Here is a 17,827-nt window from a genome sequence, read left to right on the forward strand (position 1 = left end):
ATCTGACAAATGAAAAGGATAATTTTTATATTAATCATGGCAGCAACTTGGAGTGGTTGCACGGATTTGGAAGAAGAACCCATTGGAATTTTGGCTCCAGAAACTTTTTTTACCACTACAGATAATTTACAAGCAGCTGTGGATGGTGCCTACGGACATATAGCCTCAGAACAATTTTGGGGAAGAAAATTTACACTAAGTCTCCTACTAAGGGGTGATATGGTAACCATTGGAGATCCAACTACTTCATCCAGAAGAATCGAAGTAGACGAGTTTCGTATGAATGGAGATAATGGAATGGTTACCAGTTTTTGGCCTAGAAGTTATGCAATTATTGGCTCTACAAATTACGCGATTGAAGGAGCTGCATCAGTAGAAGGAACCGAAGAAGAGGTTAATGCTATAGTAGCTCAAGCTCGTTTTGTAAGAGCATTTACGTATTATCACTTGGTACGTATTTTTGGAGAAGTACCTTATATTGATTTTGCCGTACGAGAAGCCGAAGCCTTATCAAGCATAGAAAAAACTTCTGTTGAAGAAATTTATGAAGGAATTATTGAAGATTTAGAATTTGCAAAAACTTGGTTGCCCGATCAACAACCATTTCGTTCAATGCCGTCTAAAGGTACTGCAGCTTCTTATCTAGCATCGGTATATTTAACTATTGGAAACTGGCAAGGTGCCTATGATGAAGCTACTTTTGTGATAAACAATAGTGGTAGATTTGGATATGCTTTGGAAGCAGATTTTCAGGATTTATTTGATGCAACCAAAGCAGACGGACTTGTAGAGCATATATTTTCAATTGATTTTAAAGGTTTAGATGTTATTAGTGGTGCTCCAGGAATTGATTTTCTACCACCAGTAACAGGTATGAGAGGACCAGATATTGAAGGTTGGAGTGTGGCAGTACCAACTGTTGCGGTATTTGATTCCTTTGATGATAATGATTATAGAAAAGTAGTAAGTTTTGATACCGAAGCGGTTTTCGATGGAGTAACTGTTCCTTGGCAAGATTTTGGAACGGCGAATAGAGGAGTTTCTAGACCTCATATTGCAAAATATTACCGTTTTCCAGGTACAGCAGGAAATAATAATAGAGACTCAGACCATAATTATGGAGCTATGCGATATGCAGAAGTGCTTTTAATTGCCGCAGAAGCTTCTAATGAACTTTCTGGTCCTACAGGAGAAGCTGTTGATTATATCAATCAAATTAGAGCAAGAGCTAGGAATGCTGCCGGAACGATGAATACTTTCCCAGAAGATCTTACATCTGGACTTTCTAAAGACCAATTAAGAGATGCTATTTTAGAGGAAAGGAGAATAGAATTGGCATTCGAATTTAAAAGATGGTATGATATTAAAAGACTAAATTTAGGGATGGAAGTTTTCGGACCTACATCTATGGAACCTCAAACAAATTTTGATAGTACTAGAGACTATTTGTTCCCTCTACCAGATGACGAACTAGGAAGAAACCCAAATTTATTGCCTCAAAATCCGGGATATTAATAACACTTATGAGAAAAGAAAAAGGACACATCTTTGTTCCAATAATTATCGTTTTATTGTTGATTTTTACTGGTTGTAAAGACACTTCTACAGATAAAACTGAAGAAGAGATAGATGGAGGAAATACCATTGTCAAATATTCTGATAGATTTTCATATTTGTTAGAATATCCAATAGATTCTATTGCCTTTCCTAGAAGTGCTGATGCAAATGGAGTCATAAAAAGGGTACCATCAAAAGATTGGACAAGTGGTTTTTTTCCAGGAAGTCTTTGGAATATTTATAGGTTAACAGACGATACACGATATAGAGATAGAGCAAAAGAGTGGACGGCATTTATTGAAAAAGAAAAGTATAATGATAAAACCCATGATATGGGATTTAAGGTGTTTTGCAGTTTTGGAAACGGATATAAAATACTAAATGATCCTACTTATAAGGATATTATTATTGCAAGTGCCAAAACATTATCTACACGCTATAACGATAAGATAGGGGCCATTCGATCTTGGGATTTTAATAAAGAAGAATGGCAATTTCCAGTAATCATAGATAATATGATGAATTTGGAACTACTTTTCGAAGCTTCTAAGTATTCCCAAGATGAGAGATATTATGATATCGCAGAGCAACATGCCAAGACTACTCTAAAGAATCATTTTAGAACCGATAATAGTAGTTATCATGTTGTAGATTATGATACAATTACTGGTAATATAAGATCTAAAGTAACACACCAAGGTTTTGGAAAAGAATCTTCGTGGGCTAGAGGTCAAGCTTGGGGGCTTTATGGATATACCATGGCATATCGGTATACTGAGGGTACAGAGTTTTTAGAGCAAGCGAAAAAAATCGCAACATTTTTAATACATCATAATAGACTTCCGGAAGATGGAATTCCATATTGGGATTTTGATGCACCTAAAATTCCTAAGGAACCAAGAGATGCATCGGCGGCAGCAATAATTGCTTCTGCAATGATAGAATTATATGAATACACAACAGACAAAAAGTATTTAGAATTTTCCGATAAGATCATGAGTAGTCTTTCTTCTGAAAACTATGTCATACAGCATAAAACTGAAGTGCCATTTATTTTAAATCATAGTACAGGAAATTGGCCTAAGAATGATGAGATTAATGGCCCAATTAGTTACGCTGATTATTATTTTTTAGAAGCAATATTAAGAAGAAAAGCACTTAAATAATGAAGAAAAATTGTAAATATATAACTGATTTTTCTTCTTGTAAACACATCGGTGTTTTACTGTTTCTATTTATCTATTCTTACAGTTCGGCTCAGATATATCGATCAAAAGAAAACCTGAATTCTGATTGGCAGTATTTAGAAAAAAATATAGAAACTATTGACCAACTAGCTGAGCAAAAGGATTGGATATCCATTAATTTGCCACATACCTGGAATAACCATGATACGATGGATTTGGAACCAGGATATAGACGAAGTGCTAGCTGGTATAAGAAGGAAATTCAAATCAAAAATTTTAATGAAGATATAGCTTATGAGTTATATTTTGAAGGAGCGAATATAACCACTCAGTTATATGTAAATAATAACTTGGTAGGAAATCATATTGGAGGTTATATAGGGTTTTCTTTTGATATTACGGATTATCTCAAAAACGGTAAGAATGAGATTTTGGTGAAGGTAGATAATAGTTATGATCCTGAAATTATACCTTCTCAAAAAAGTGACTTTTTTATTTATGGAGGAATTACTAGAGATGTATGGTTGATTAAAAAGTATAAAACCCATATTTCGAACTTAAAAATTACTACTCCAAAGGTTTCTAAAGAAAGTGCTTCATTACAAGTAGCTATAACTATTGAAGGAATACAAAAAGAAACAAAATATAAAGTAGAAGCTCAGCTGTTTGATCCGAACGGAAAAAAGATGCAAACTGTTTCTAAAACCATAAAGAATAAGCAATTTAATTTGGATTTTGAAAAGACTGCGAATCCTATCTTATGGGATATCGATGCTCCAAATTTATACCAAATACAATTGGTATTATTAGAGTCAGGAAAACAAATCGATAAGCTATCAGATCGGTTTGGTTTTCGTTGGTTCGAGTTTAAGCATAAAGGACCTTTTTACCTAAATGGTAGGAGAGTATTATTAAGAGGAACACACAGACACGAGGAACACGCTGGATATGGAGCCGCAATGCCTAATGAATTACATCAGAAGGACATTAAAGCTATTAAAGAGATGGGAGCTAACTTTATTAGGTTAGCTCACTATCCACAGGATCCAGAAGTCTATAAAATGTGTGATGAGTTAGGACTTTTAGTATGGGATGAACTGCCATGGTGTAGAGGTGGAATTGGTAATGAAAATTGGAAAAGGAATACCAAAACAATGTTAGAAGAAATTATCAATCAAAACTATAATCATCCAAGTATTATAATATGGTCTTTGGGTAATGAAATTTATTGGTTGCCGGATTTTGAAGATGGAGATAATCAAGAAAAGATGAATACTTTTCTTAAAGAATTAAATACGCTATCACACACTTTAGATCCTTACCGAAAAACAGCCATTAGAAAGTATTATGCTGGTTCGGATATTGTGGATGTTTTTTCACCATCTATATGGTCTGGATGGTATTCAGGTAGTTATATTACTTATGAAAGAGCTTTGAAGAAATATATAAAAGAGTATCCGCATTTTCTTCATGCGGAATATGGTGGTTCGAGTCATTATGGTAGGCATACAGAAACTCCGATAGATGGTTTAGGAGAAATGGATAATGATGGTTGGACCGAAGCTATTACCCAAACCGCTGTCACCAACATTGCTAAGATTGGTGATTGGAGTGAGAATTACATAGTAGACCTATTTGATTGGCATTTAAAAACTTCTGAAACTACTCCATCTTTTGTTGGAAACGTACAATGGGCATTCAAGGATTTTGGAACACCATTACGACCAGAAAATGATATTCCCTATGTAAATCAAAAAGGAATTATGGATCGAGAAGGAAATCCAAAAGACGCTTATTATGTTTTTAAAAGCTATTGGGCCAAAGATCCATTTGTTTATATAGAATCTCATTCCTGGACAGAAAGACAAGGACCAAAAGACAAATCAAGAATCATGAATGTTTATAGTAACTGTGATGCCGTAGAGTTGTTTTTTAATGGGAAATCTTGTGGGAAGAAACAAAAGGATATCTCAGTGTTTCCTGCTTCTGGACTTACTTGGGAGGTTCTTTTTAAAGAAGGAGAAAACAAACTGAAAGCTGTGGGTTATAAAAATGGAGAGAAGGTGACAGATAGTGTGGATATTAATTATAGAAATAAGAAAAATGGAGTAGCTAATGCTCTGAATCTTTCCTATGAGAAAATGAATAACGGAAATTATTTGGTAATCGCAACAGCATTAGATAAAGAAGGGTTAAGATGTTTGGACTACGAAGAAAGAGTATATTTTCAATGTCTATCGGGTGGAGAAACTAAAAAGTTTATGGGGACACCGATGGGAAGTGAATCTATAAAAATGTCAAATGGAAAAGCAGTAATAGAAGTAATACCTCATAATGGAAAAGAAAAGATTAAAATGATGGTGTTGAACCAGAGTTTTAAAGGGACTTATTTAACCATACCATTATGATTAAATAGAGTTCTCACATTTTGTTAGTTTTTGAATTGTTTTTAGGGGAGTTATCTTTCGGGATTTCTTCCCTAATACTTTTAAAAAGGAAAGTATGCTTTTGCATTATAAAAACAGATATCAGCAACAATTTTACCTAACCATTTTTCATCTTTGGGAAGCATACCATTCTCTACATCATCTCCCAATAGATTGCAGAGAATACGACGAAAATAATCATGTCTTGGAAAAGACAGGAAACTTCTAGAATCTGTAAGCATACCAACAAAACAACTAAGCATCCCTAAGTTGGATACAGTATTTAGATGCTTTTCTATTCCATCCTTTTGGTCTAAAAACCACCAGGCAGCACCATATTGAACCTTTCCTTTTATGGATCCATCGTTAAAATTACCAGCCATTGTCGCAAAAACCTCATTTTGCGAAGGATTTAAATTATATAATATTGTTTTAGATAGTTGATCAGATTTGTCTAAAGAGTTTAAGAACTTGCTTAAGTTTTTGGCTTGCAAAAAATCGCCAATAGAGTCAAAACCTGTATCAGGACCAAGCTTATGAAGAAGTCTGGAGTTGTTATTTCGTATTGCTCCTAAATGGAATTGTTGTACCCATCCTCTTTTATGATAAGAAGTACATAAAAAATAAAGGACTTGATATGTAAAATGGTGTATCTCGCCATTTTCAAGAGGTTTTTTAGATTGTATCTTTTTAAAAATACTGTCGATAGAATAGTTTTCTTCTAGCTCAAAAGACAGTGTTTCTAAACCGTGATCAGCCAACCTACAACCTAATTGATGGAAATAATCAATTCTGCTTTCCAAGGCTGTTAAAAGATCATCAAATGAATTTATCTGTATGTTTGATGCATCACTAAGCTGATCTAGATATTGTAAATAAGTATTTGAATCCTGAATAGTATAGGCTTTATCTGGTCTAAAAGTAGGTAACAGCTCCATAGATTTTTTCTGAGTAGCATAACTGTTATGATACTTTAAGTCATCTATTGGATCATCAGTAGTACATACAGTGATTACATTATTCATTTCCAATAACCCTTGTGTCGAATGATTCGGCATTTGCAGCTGTTCATTGGTTAATTCATAAATTTTATCTACTGTAGTTGGAGATAGTATTTCAGAGATAGAAAAGTATTTCATTAACTCCATTTGTGACCAATGAAATAATGGATTTCGAATGGTATAAGGTACTGTTTCGGACCATTTTAAGAACTTGTCCTTATCAGTGGCTTTTCCTGTAATAAAGTCTTCAGAAATTCCAAGCGTTCTCATGGCACGCCATTTATAATGATCACCATGAAGCCATGCTTCGGTGATGGTATTAAAATTTGTATTCTCACAAATATCTTTTGGGGATAAATGATTATGATAATCTATAATCGGTAGGTTTTTTGCGTAGGTATGATATAGAATTTTAGAAAAATCATTTTGTAATAAGAAATCATCATTTATAAAAGGAGGCTTAGCACTCATGTTATCTGTTCTTTATTTGTGAACGCAATATAAATAGTTGCAGGAGTCTAATGATCTACTTTAGGGTAGTGGATTGTTCAATTCACTAATATTAAAACTGTAAATAAAAAAGACTTCAGTAATGAAGCCTTTTTTTAAGTTATACAAAGTTCTAATATACGTTAGTTTACGTTATGGATATGAACGTCTCGCTGTGGATAAGGTATAGAGATACCAGCAGCATCTAATGCATTTTTAGAATCTTCTAGAGCGCTAAAATATACATCCCAATAATCATCAACATTTGCAAAAGGTCTCACAACTAAATTAACTGCATTGTCTCCTAACTCGCTTACCGCTACTGTTGGTGCAGGATCTTTTAATACTTTAGGATTATCAGTTAGCACTTTCATTACTACATCTTTCGCTTTTTTCATATCATCTCCGTATCCGATTCCAATATTCAGATCAACTCTTAATTTACCTTGAGAGGTGTAATTAATAATGTTTCCATTAGATAAAGTTCCATTTGGAACAATAGCTTCTTTATTTTCTGGGGTGGATAATTTTGTAGTGAAAATTTCTATTTCCTTAACTACACCTAATACTCCTTGTGCCTCAATTAAATCCCCAATCTTAAAAGGTTTGAAAATCATAATAAGTACACCGCCTGCAAAATTTGCTAAAGAACCTTGCAAAGCTAATCCAACTGCTAAACCTGCAGCAGCAATAATAGCAGCAAAAGAGGTAGTTTCTACACCAACTGTTCCAAGAACAGCAAGGATTAATACAATTTTTAATATCCAACCAAGTAGATTGGCAAGGAATTTTTGCAAACTTTCGTCATAATTGCGGACGGACATTAGTTTAGTAATTCCCTTTATTAATTTTTTAATAATCCAGGAACCAATGATCCAAATAAGAATTGCACCAACAACTTTTGGTCCAAAATCTACAATAAAATCTAATCCTTTATCTATCCATTCTTGAATATCCATGAGCCAATTTTTAAATTAATTATCTGTTATGTATTAAAATTAAGGATTTAAAGTTTTTGTTGGGTTTATTTTTTTCTAAGAATCCTAAATATTCGATAAAGAACAAATCGCTGCTTTAAAAGGTAAATAATCCTAATTTTTTTATAAGAGTTCCTACAATACTTCTAGATTATTCTTTTTAATCGTACATTACGCAACCTCAAAAAAAAGCGAAATTTATGTCTGAGTTTATGTATTTTTTTAAAGCTGGTTTTTTCCATGTATTGGATTGGGAAGCTTATGATCATATTCTATTTTTTATAGTACTTATAGTAGCATATAATTTCAATGATTGGAAACGAGTATTCACGCTGGTTACCTTGTTTACTCTTGGTCATACCGCCTCATTATTTTTAGCCGCCTATGATATAGTTTCGGTAAACTCAAAACTAGTAGAGTTTCTAATACCAATTACCATTTTAATTACAGCATTATTTAATGTAATTACTGCGAAAAATTCGACTAAGCAAGATAGAATAGGTGTTCTTTATGCAGTTACAGTCTTTTTTGGATTAATACATGGTTTAGGTTTTTCGAGGTATTTTGATTTAATCAGTACCATGGGAGAATATAAAGTACTTTCTATATTAGAATTTGCGCTGGGTATAGAAATATCACAAATAATAGTTGTGCTAATTGTTTTAGTACTTGGTTTTGTTGTTCAAACTGTTTTTAGATTTTCTAAAAGAGATTGGATCTTAGTGATTTCATCCATAGTAATCGGAATGGTAATTCCCATGATTATATCCAATAGAATATGGTAATTATTTATTAATTAGGGTTGTATTTGACACATAGTCATAATATATTCGTAGTTTATTAGATAGTAATACAATCCAATTTTTCTATATGCCCAAATCGAAACAATTAAAGTATGATAAAGCTTACCTAAGAATTGCCAGAGAATGGGGTAAACTGTCACATTGTGAAAGAAAAAAAGTTGGTGCGGTTATTGTAAAAGATAGAATGATCATTTCTGATGGGTTCAACGGAACACCCACAGGTTTTGAGAATCCGTGCGAAGATGAAGAAGGATATACTAAGTGGTATGTGCTTCATGCAGAGGCGAATGCTATTTTAAAAGTTGCGTCGTCAACACAATCTTGTAAAGGAGCAACTTTATATATTACTTTATCTCCTTGCAAAGAGTGTAGTAAGTTAATTCATCAGGCAGGAATTAAAAGAATTGTATATCAGAATGGATATAAAGATAATTCAGGGCTTTTGTTTTTAGAGAAAGCTGGTGTGGAAATAGAACAGATAACTGACTTGGAAGATTAATGGGTTATTCAAAAAAATATTTGCCATTATTTATTGGTTTAGCGATGGGAGTTGGAGTTTTTTTAGGTAGTAAACTCAACTTTAGTAACCCATCTGCTAAGCTGTTTTCTTACAATGCCAAGAAGGAAAAATTAAATAGACTTATAGATTATATAGACTATGAGTATGTGGATGAAATTAATACAGATAGCATTGTAGACGTTACTGTTAATCGAATTTTAGAAAATCTTGATCCACATTCTGTATACATCCCACCAGAAGAGCTTGAAGGTATTACAGAGAGTATGCAGGGAGATTTTATCGGAATAGGTGTAAGTTATTATCCATATAGAGATACTATTTCAGTTATTAATACTATTAAAGGTGGGCCCAGCGAAAAATCTGGAATTTTAGCTGGTGATCGCATTCTTATGGCGGATCAAGATACTTTGTATGGTGAACGATTAAGAAGAGATCGATTAGCAGATAAACTTAAAGGAGAATTAAATAGTCAGGTACAACTAAAAGTATATCGAAGGGGAAAAGGTGTTTTTGATGTTGTGGTAAAGAGAGGAAGAGTTCCCTTGCAAAGTGTTGATGCTAGTTATATGCTTCAAGAAAAGATGGGGTATATCAAAGTGAACCGATTTGCAGAAACGACCTATACTGAGTTTAAAAGAGCATTAGATTCTTTACAGGATATGGGAGCAGAGACTTTGGTAGTTGATCTTAGAGATAATGGTGGTGGATTTATTGCGCCAGCACTAAAAATGGCAGATGAGTTCTTAAAAGATGATGAGCTTATTATGTTTACTAAAAACAAAAAAGGAGCCATCGAAAATAATTATGCAACTAAGAACGGAAGTTTCGAAAAAGGAGATATCTATGTTCTGATAAATGAAAACTCTGCTTCTGCCAGCGAAATTTTTGCTGGAGCTATACAAGATAATGATAGAGGTACGATCGTAGGAAGAAGGTCTTACGGAAAAGGACTTGTACAAAGAGAAATGGCATTGGGCGATGGTAGTGCTATTAGATTAACTATTTCAAGATATTACACGCCTACAGGAAGATCCATTCAGAAACCTTATAGTAATGGGAATAAAGAGTATTTTAATGAATATTTAGAGAGGTATAAAAATGGGGAATTACAAAATGCGGACAGCATTCAGGTGGCAGATTCCTTAAAATTTAAAACTCCTGGAGGTAAAACGGTTTACGGAGGTGGTGGAATAATACCAGATATATTTGTGAGTAAGGACACAACCAGAGTTGGTGAAACATTAGATTATATGTTGCGCTCTGGTAGAATGGGAGGATATATATTTGAAGAATTAGATAAGAAAAGAGAATACTATAACCAATTAACAAAAGACCAGTTCAAAGAAGAAATCCAAATAGACAATGAGTTCGCGGAAGGATTTTTGGCCTACACAAGAAGAAATGGGGTTGATTTAAAACTTAATAATTATAGAGAACAATTAAAAAAGTATCTAAAGGCAATTATGGCACAACAGTTATTTGGTACGAATGAGTTCGAAAAAATTATTAATCAGGATGATAAAATGATTCAAAAGGTTTTATCCCTTTCACCGGAGTAATTATTTAGACGTTCTCGTATTGGGATCAATCCTATGTCCCCAAAAATTACTAAGTCGTTAAGAAAACTGATGTTTCAAAAGGTTATGCTTGTTCTTTTCTTAATGTTTTTGTTAATAAGAGCTATAACTTTGGTTATATTAACATTTTAGTAGTATTTTTAATACAAAAAGCGACCCCCAAAATATGTCAGAATTATCAGAATACCTTCTTGCTATTGCGCTCTGTTCTCCCGTTTTCTTTTTTATTATTGCGGTTGGATTTAGATTGCTAGATAATAGTGCGTCTTTATTTCTTGATAATGAGATTTTAGTTGATTCCTCTTACGTTTCAGGAGATTTAATTAGGGAACACATAGAAAGTACAGAAGATACGAAACTAAAAAAGGCATTAAAAACCTCTTTGATTTTTAGAAAATTACATAATTTCTTTATGATTCTTGCTGTGGTTTCGGTACCACCAGTAATTATTGCCTGCTTTCTAATTACTTTTATTGCGTAACCCTTATTTATCTTTTTCCATATTTCTGCTGAATAGTTCTAGAAACTAATAATATAAGTAATAGAACAATGACACATGCAGAAGCAATAATACTCATTAAAGCTGTTTTGCTATCTCCTAGTAACAGGTTGCTGAAATCTAAAACAGTAGCATTGTAGATAATCAAGGAAACACCAATAAGTATTAACGTATAAATAAAATATTTCATCAGAATAAACCTTTTATATTAGTAGCAAATAGTTTTACTGCTATAGCCAACAAAATTACGCCAAATATCTTTCGAATCACATTAATTCCTTGCTTTCCTAATACTTTTTCAATTTTTCCAGAAGACTTTAACACTAGATATACAAAAATAATATTAATCACTATTGCAATCACAATATTAACGGGTTGATATACTGCTCTAAGTGATAGTATTGATGTCATAGTTCCTGCACCTGCAATCAATGGAAACGCAAGAGGAACCACTGCAGCAGTTTCGGGTTCATCATCTTTATATAGTTGAATACCAAGTATCATTTCTAAGGCAAGAAAGAAAATAATAAAAGCACCAGCAACTGCAAACGAATTTACATCGATACCAATAAGATTCAGGATTTCTTTTCCTACAAAAAGAAACAAGATCATTAAAATAGCGGCGACTATAGAGGCTTTTTCACTTTGGATGTGACCAACTTTCTTTCGTAAATCTATAATAATAGGGATGCTACCAATGATATCGATTACCGCAAATAATATCATGCTTGCTGTAAGTATTTCTTTTGGGTCAAAGTTCATTTTAATTAGTTTTTTGGTTGATGCAAAGTTATATATACTCCATATTATAAAAGTAGCATAAAAAGATTAATAATCGGTAAATTTTATATTTCATAAAAACTATCTTCGCAATATGTTTCAGTTAGGAAAAACCATAGTTTCAGAAGACATTATAGAAAAAGATTTTGTGTGTAATCTTTCTGCCTGTAAAGGAGCCTGTTGTATCGATGGAGAAGCGGGAGCACCACTAGATGAGGCAGAAACACAGAAGCTTAAAGAAATATATCCTGTAGTAAAGCCATATTTAAGGCAAGAAGGAGTTGAAGCAATTGAAAAACAAGGTACTTTTATCAAAACAGAAAATGGAGAATTAGAAACACCATTAATAGATGGTGCTGATTGTGCCTATGTAATTTTTGATAAAAAAGGTACTGCTCTATGTGCTATTGAAGAAGCTTATAATCAAGGAGAAATAGATTGGAAAAAACCAATTTCTTGTCATTTATATCCAATTCGAGTACAAGATTATACAGAGTTTTCAGCAGTGAATTACCATAAGTGGGATATATGTGATGATGCCTGTTCTTTAGGGAAAGAACTACAAGTCCCTATCTATAAATTTGTAAAACAGGCGTTGATACGCAAGTTTGGAGAGGATTGGTATATGGAGTTGGAAAAAGTAGCCGAAGGGCTAAAAAAATAGAAATTCCGATAATTTTCTGGTAACAATCGTAATACTAAAGACACTTAATTACATAACGTTAAATTTTAGTATTATGAAAAAACTGAATGTATTAGCCATAATCTTTGGTATTGGTTTGTTTGTTTCCTGTTCGAAATCAGATGTTGAGGAAGAAATTGGACTGGAAGATGATGTTGAATTGAAATCTGAGAAAAGTATAAAAATACCACCAAGACCTCCATTGCCTGGGCCTTGTGGTTTAGCTTTTAATTGTCCACCAAAATAAATAGAAGATTAATATTTTCATTCCTTAAGAGCCTCATCTTAAGGTTTTTTGTTTGATATGGAAAACTTTTCTTTATTTTTAGGGTTGTTAATGTTTACCTAAAAGGGAAAAGGAATACTAACATTAAAACCAAAACAATAATTTTTATGAAAACAATTCAAGTATGTATCGCTATGTTTATGCTTGCTGCAGTTCCGTTTGGCTGTAGTGATGATGATGCTATAGACGATATTAAGATTCCTGATGCGGAAGAAACAGGAATATTTTTAGAACAGGATCTTCATTTATTACATCTTAGTAGGCAAGATGATCTAATTGAGGAACAGATCATTTCCGTAATGACAGATCTCGAAAATGACCCAAATAATGAAGATTTACAAGCTCAGTTAGAAGAGTTAGAAAATCAACGAGAGGTTAATACAGAACAAATTAATTTTCTAAACTTGCAAATTGATGAAGCATTAGAAGATGTGTCTATTAGACCAAAAGTACCAAGGCTTCCGCTTCCACCGCCACCACCATTACCTTGTAACTGTTTTACAGATCTTGAATTTAGTAATTTACAGCAAGTTTTATTGGCAGGAAATGTAGAAGGTTTCTCAGTGGTAGTTTTTTCTGAAAATCAAGAAGTTTTAGCAGAATTTGGTAATATTCAAGAGTTTGAAGATACTGGATTGCAAAGTATTTCAATAGATGGTAATATAGATTTCCAAGGAGTTGTTACTGTGCAGATAACTAAATTCTTCCCTCCGTTGAACGATGTTATCACTTACTCAATAACAGGTACTATTAACCTTTAGTAACCTTCATAAATAATAAGTAAATTAGCTCTCAATCATTTTGGGAGCTTTTTTTATGAAATTTATTTTAACTAGTTTATTGTTGATAAGTGGGTTGTTATGTTTTTCGCAAACAGAAGAACAGTTGGCCGAATATAATTATTTGCTTAGTAAAGGAGGGACTTTTTTATATAGTAATAAAGATAGTGCCTATGTTTATTTGTCAAGAGGTTTTGAGATAGCGGAGGAGAGTGATTATTTAGACGGTAAACTGGATGTTTTAACTTATTTAGTTCAAGCAAATGGATATCATTTTGATTTAGAAAACCTAAAGTTAAACTTGGAAAGGTTTGAGAATGAACTTAAAGATCAGGCGGTAGATTCTTTGGAATACGGCATTATTTATAAAAGGCGTTATTTGTTGCAAAAAGGTCACTATTATTATAAAACAAATAACTATCAAGAATCGATAAGATATTTTCAAGAGTTAGTCAAAGATTTAACCAATTCTATTTCAAGTCGGGATGCGGCAGATCTTAATGAATTAAATGAATTGTATTCAGGATACTCTTTTTTAGCAGCAGTTTATGAGAAGATTGGTAAATACGATCTATCTAAAGAGTATCATCAAAAAACACTTGGTATTACGGAAATCTATCCGCAATTTGATTGGAGTAGACAAGTTCTTAATACTAAAATGCGATTAGCTAGAGTATTTGAAAATGAAAATGATTATTTAGCTGCAAATAAATTATTGAATGAAGTGCTTCCGTATTATATAGCACAATCTGCGAATCCAAGATTTAAAAATAACATTCTTTCCACTTATCAGCGTCTATCAAATAATTACTTATTACAAGATAGTATTGCTAAGGCAATTATCATGCTAAGGGAAAGTGAATCGTATTATGTGGAAAATGATGCTTTTCAAAGATCTGCTGAGAAATTGTACGCAGAAATTTATAGTTCAGACAAACAATATGAGAAGGCAGAAACCTTTTATAAATCTTATTTAGATAAGACCCTTACTTACAGGCAAAATCAGAAGCATCAGGACGTAGCAGAAGCTTATACCGGTTTAGGTAGTTTGTATATGTTAAAAGAAGATCCTTCTACAGCTTTGGAATATTATCAAGAATCTTTGATGCAATTAGCACCGGATTTTACAAATAAAGATATTAAAGTTAATCCGGATCCAAAAAAAGTACTATCCAAATTAGCGTTGGTTAAAGTGCTAAAAGAAAAGTTGACAGCACTTCAATTGTTATTCAAAAAAAGTAATAACACTAAAGATCTCGAAATAGCTTTTACCACATCTAATGATATTATCAAAACGTTAGATCTGTTAAAACCAGAATTCGAAAGCAAAATCGATAAACAATTTCTAATTACAGAAATGTATCCTGCTTTTCATAGTATGGTAGAGATAGCTTTTGATTTGTATACTGCAACAAATGAATCGAAATATATAGATGCAGCATTTTATTTCTCAGAAAAAAGTAAAAGTGTTATTCTATTAGAAGCTACTAGAAGTACTCAAGCAAGCTTTTTTGGCGGAGTGCCTGAAGAAATCATTGATAAGGAGCAACAATTCAGAGCAAATATTATTCATTTAGAAAAGAAATTCTTTAATCAAAGATCGGATATTGCTGTTTTCGATTCCTTATTTCAACTAAAAAACAAGTATTATAATTTTATCTCTGATATGGAGCAAGAGTATCCAAAATACTATGATTTAAAATATAATGCTGATGTAGTAAGTTTGGAAGATATATCGGCGGGTCTGCTCCAAAATAAAGCATTGATCAGTTATGTTGCGACGAGTACAAACTTGTATGTGATTACTTTAGAAAATCAACGCAAAAACTTTTATAAGATGCCTTTAGAGAATAAGGATCGAGAGGCGATAACACATTTTTATTCTTTGTTGTCTAATCTAAATGTTAAGGAGCTACCCGATATTTTTGCCGAAGGCTATGAGGTGTATAAAAGAATTTTAATGAAGCCTTTGGAAAAAATTGAATCAAAAGAATTATTAATTATCCCTGATGATATTCTGAATTACCTTCCGTTTGAAGCATTAACCACTTCTAATAATGCTGCGGATTATCTAATTAGGGAGTATCAAATTTCATATACAAATTCTGCTACATTACTTAGAGAGCAACAAAATAAATCAAAAAGTGAGCAGAATAATTTAGTGGCATATGCACCTAGTTTTGAAAACGTAGGTAAAACTATTTCTCAGGACAGACCTAATTTCGGGCCATTGTTATATAATATAGATGAGGTAACACAGATTACTAATTTTTTTAATGGGAAAGCTATTGTTGGTAAAGAAGCTTCTCTGGCTTCTTTTTCAGAGAATTCGGAGACTTATAGTATGCTTCATTTCGCCACTCATGCCGCTACTAACGATGAATATCCCGATTATTCCTATTTAGCATTTGCTAATGATGATAGTGATGAAAATGGTTTGTTATATGTGAAGGATTTGTATGGATATAATATTAATGCGGATTTAGTAGCGTTAAGTGCTTGCCAAACAGGACTGGGAAAATTGGAGAAAGGAGAAGGAATGTTAAGTCTAGCAAGAGGCTTTAGCTATGCTGGCGCCAAGTCATTAGTAAATACGTTATGGAAAATTAATGATCAAACCACCGCAGATCTAATGCACGATTTCTATAAGAACCTGAATAAATCATTACCAAAAGACCAAGCGTTAAGAGAGGCAAAGCTAACGTATCTGAAAAATGCTGAGGATGATTTATTAATGCATCCGTACTATTGGTCTGGATTTATGATATCTGGTGATACCACTCCTTTGGAAAGTAGTAGTTCTTTTTTATGGTGGTTATTACTGCTTTTTATTCCTGTTATTATAGTGATTATAAAGAAAGTAAAAAGCAGTAATACCTAAGATTATTTCATTTGATCTAATAGCTTTTGCACATCACCTTTTTTGAAGGTCCCATTGGTAGATAAGTCTTCTAATAATTGAATAGCTTTTTCTTTTTGATTTTCTTTCAGGTAAGCCAGCGATAAATACCACTTACCTCTTTCTATTAATTCATCTTTTAAAGCAATGTGTTGTTCTAATAAAGGAATGGCCTCTTTAGTTTGATCAATAGCTAATAACGCATTTGCTTGATATAATAGGAAATAAGGTTTTTGGGTGGTCTCATATAGCTTTCCAAATTGTTCTGCCGATACTGCGTATTCTTTATTCTCGTATGAAGAAAAAGCAGCAATTTCTTTATTATCATCTGCTGTTCCTCTTACAATAGGGGTTACCACATTTTTATAAGGCTCAAAATTAGAAGCATAAAGGTCATTAGTGTTAACACCAAAAGGATCTAATAATGAAATAACTCCTAGAGAAATTATTAATAATATAGATGCAGCTACTAATAGTTTTTTGTAATTAAAGAGTGGTACTACCTTGGTTTCGTTAGCGGCAATTTTAGCTTCAAAATTAGCCATTTGTTTTCTCAAATCATCTCTATCTTCTGCTCCAGCTACATTTTTCAGATTTGATAGTAGATCTAGATCCTCTTTAAATGAGATATCATTGGTAAGCAGATCATCGAACTGCTCTTTTTCCGCAGGAGTCAGTTCTGAATGTAGAAATTTGTCTATTAACTCTTCTCGTTCCATTTAAGCGGGGGTTTTAATTAATTCTTTAAGGGATTTTATACAACGGGATTTCTGGCTTTTTACTACATTTTTGTTTTCGTAGCCTAAGCTTTCGGTAATCTCGTCAATCGTTAGTCCCCGATAATAGAATAAGGTTAACATTTCTTGACAACGTTTTCCTAAATTTTTAAAATGTTGTCGTAATAATCGCTGTTCTGGACTCAATTCAGGTTCCTCAAAAAAGTCTTGATCTTCAGATGTTTCTTTAAATTCCACGCTACTTTCATAAGAGATGGTTTTTTTCTGTTTCTTGAGTTGATCGTAGATCATATACTTTCCGATACTAAATAAATAAGTCTTAATAGAGCTTTTAATAGCATCAAGTTTCCCATTGATTGCATGTTCTCGTAAGGCAATAAAAGCTTCTTGATATATATCTATAAGTACATCGTGATCCAGATCATACTTTTTCGCAAACTGCAAAAAAGCATTTCTATACTCGTTATAGATTTTTTCTAATGCTTGATTACGCCCTTTTTTTAGCGTTAAGAGTTCTTCCTTCATACTTGGTCACCTGACTATAGGGTAATAGGTTCATCTTATTTTCCAAAGATAAAGTTAACCTTTTTTATAAAAAGGATACAAAGAGATAAAACCAAACAATATA

General features: G+C 32.8%; 17 protein-coding genes. 11 read left to right on the forward strand and 6 right to left on the reverse strand.

Annotated features, from left to right (window positions below; all coding sequences use genetic code 11):
* Positions 1–9 precede the first annotated feature (9 nt).
* The 3 genes from Q1B37_RS01490 to Q1B37_RS01500 are packed head-to-tail and all read left to right on the forward strand — an operon-like array spanning position 10 to position 5,152.
* Positions 10–1,515 carry a RagB/SusD family nutrient uptake outer membrane protein gene (locus tag Q1B37_RS01490; protein ID WP_299894646.1) on the forward strand — a complete coding sequence of 502 codons (1,506 nt, stop codon included), beginning with the start codon at positions 10–12 and terminating at the stop codon, positions 1,513–1,515.
* An 8-nt stretch (positions 1,516–1,523) separates the two neighbouring features.
* Entirely contained in the window at positions 1,524–2,723 is a 1,200-nt protein-coding gene (locus tag Q1B37_RS01495) for a glycoside hydrolase family 88 protein (protein WP_299894649.1), read from the forward strand.
* On the forward strand, positions 2,723–5,152 hold the full coding sequence (locus Q1B37_RS01500; protein WP_299894651.1) for a glycoside hydrolase family 2 TIM barrel-domain containing protein: 2,430 nt from the start codon (positions 2,723–2,725) through the stop codon (positions 5,150–5,152). Before Q1B37_RS01495 ends, Q1B37_RS01500 begins: the two co-directional genes overlap by 1 nt.
* Before the next feature lie 80 nt (positions 5,153–5,232).
* On the opposite strand, the gene uxaC is transcribed toward Q1B37_RS01500, so the two are convergent.
* Entirely contained in the window at positions 5,233–6,642 is a 1,410-nt protein-coding gene (uxaC, locus tag Q1B37_RS01505; protein WP_299894653.1) for a glucuronate isomerase, read from the reverse strand.
* A 161-nt stretch (positions 6,643–6,803) separates the two neighbouring features.
* Positions 6,804–7,619 (reverse strand): mechanosensitive ion channel domain-containing protein, encoded by an 816-nt coding sequence (locus tag Q1B37_RS01510; protein ID WP_299894656.1) that lies wholly within the window; start codon positions 7,617–7,619, stop codon positions 6,804–6,806.
* A 218-nt stretch (positions 7,620–7,837) separates the two neighbouring features.
* Here Q1B37_RS01510 and Q1B37_RS01515 point away from each other — a divergent pair, with 218 nt between their 5' ends.
* The 4 genes from Q1B37_RS01515 (at position 7,838) to Q1B37_RS01530 (ending at position 11,018) form a co-directional block, all read left to right on the forward strand.
* Entirely contained in the window at positions 7,838–8,422 is a 585-nt protein-coding gene (locus Q1B37_RS01515; protein WP_299603925.1) for a HupE/UreJ family protein, read from the forward strand.
* Positions 8,423–8,507: 85 nt separating this feature from the next.
* Positions 8,508–8,939, forward strand: a complete 432-nt coding sequence (locus Q1B37_RS01520; RefSeq protein ID WP_299603922.1) for a dCMP deaminase family protein — start codon at positions 8,508–8,510, stop codon at positions 8,937–8,939.
* Entirely contained in the window at positions 8,939–10,519 is a 1,581-nt protein-coding gene (locus tag Q1B37_RS01525; protein ID WP_299894659.1) for a S41 family peptidase, read from the forward strand. The genes Q1B37_RS01520 and Q1B37_RS01525 overlap by 1 nt, the downstream gene beginning before the upstream one ends.
* A 184-nt stretch (positions 10,520–10,703) precedes the next feature.
* Positions 10,704–11,018, forward strand: coding sequence for a hypothetical protein (locus tag Q1B37_RS01530; protein WP_299603916.1), 315 nt, complete (start codon positions 10,704–10,706; stop codon positions 11,016–11,018).
* Positions 11,019–11,025: 7 nt separating this feature from the next.
* On the opposite strand, the gene Q1B37_RS01535 is transcribed toward Q1B37_RS01530, so the two are convergent.
* The gene (locus Q1B37_RS01535; RefSeq protein WP_299603913.1) at positions 11,026–11,226 is read right to left on the reverse strand and encodes a hypothetical protein; all 201 of its coding nucleotides are present in this window, start codon (positions 11,224–11,226) and stop codon (positions 11,026–11,028) included.
* Complete coding sequence (locus tag Q1B37_RS01540; protein WP_299603910.1) at positions 11,226–11,798, reverse strand: MarC family protein; 573 nt, start codon at positions 11,796–11,798, stop codon at positions 11,226–11,228. The genes Q1B37_RS01535 and Q1B37_RS01540 overlap by 1 nt, the downstream gene beginning before the upstream one ends.
* Before the next feature lie 112 nt (positions 11,799–11,910).
* Between Q1B37_RS01540 and Q1B37_RS01545 the strand changes: the two genes are divergently transcribed.
* From Q1B37_RS01545 to Q1B37_RS01560, 4 genes are all read left to right on the forward strand, one after another.
* The gene (locus Q1B37_RS01545; RefSeq protein ID WP_299894662.1) at positions 11,911–12,480 is read left to right on the forward strand and encodes a DUF3109 family protein; all 570 of its coding nucleotides are present in this window, start codon (positions 11,911–11,913) and stop codon (positions 12,478–12,480) included.
* Positions 12,481–12,553: 73 nt separating this feature from the next.
* Positions 12,554–12,745, forward strand: coding sequence for a hypothetical protein (locus Q1B37_RS01550; RefSeq protein ID WP_299894665.1), 192 nt, complete (start codon positions 12,554–12,556; stop codon positions 12,743–12,745).
* 146 nt (positions 12,746–12,891) lie between these two features.
* Positions 12,892–13,545: a hypothetical protein gene (locus Q1B37_RS01555; protein WP_299894668.1), complete on the forward strand. Its 654-nt coding sequence runs from the start codon at positions 12,892–12,894 to the stop codon at positions 13,543–13,545.
* A 55-nt stretch (positions 13,546–13,600) separates the two neighbouring features.
* Positions 13,601–16,444 (forward strand): CHAT domain-containing tetratricopeptide repeat protein, encoded by a 2,844-nt coding sequence (locus Q1B37_RS01560; RefSeq protein WP_299894671.1) that lies wholly within the window; start codon positions 13,601–13,603, stop codon positions 16,442–16,444.
* 2 nt (positions 16,445–16,446) lie between these two features.
* On the opposite strand, the gene Q1B37_RS01565 is transcribed toward Q1B37_RS01560, so the two are convergent.
* Together Q1B37_RS01565 and Q1B37_RS01570 are read right to left on the reverse strand one after the other, a co-directional pair.
* On the reverse strand, positions 16,447–17,181 hold the full coding sequence (locus Q1B37_RS01565; protein ID WP_299894673.1) for a hypothetical protein: 735 nt from the start codon (positions 17,179–17,181) through the stop codon (positions 16,447–16,449).
* Entirely contained in the window at positions 17,182–17,724 is a 543-nt protein-coding gene (locus Q1B37_RS01570; protein WP_299894675.1) for a sigma-70 family RNA polymerase sigma factor, read from the reverse strand.
* Between the last annotated feature and the right edge of the window lie 103 nt (positions 17,725–17,827).

This window comes from uncultured Aquimarina sp. (assembly GCF_947492965.1).
Taxonomy (GTDB): Bacteria; Bacteroidota; Bacteroidia; order Flavobacteriales; family Flavobacteriaceae; genus Aquimarina.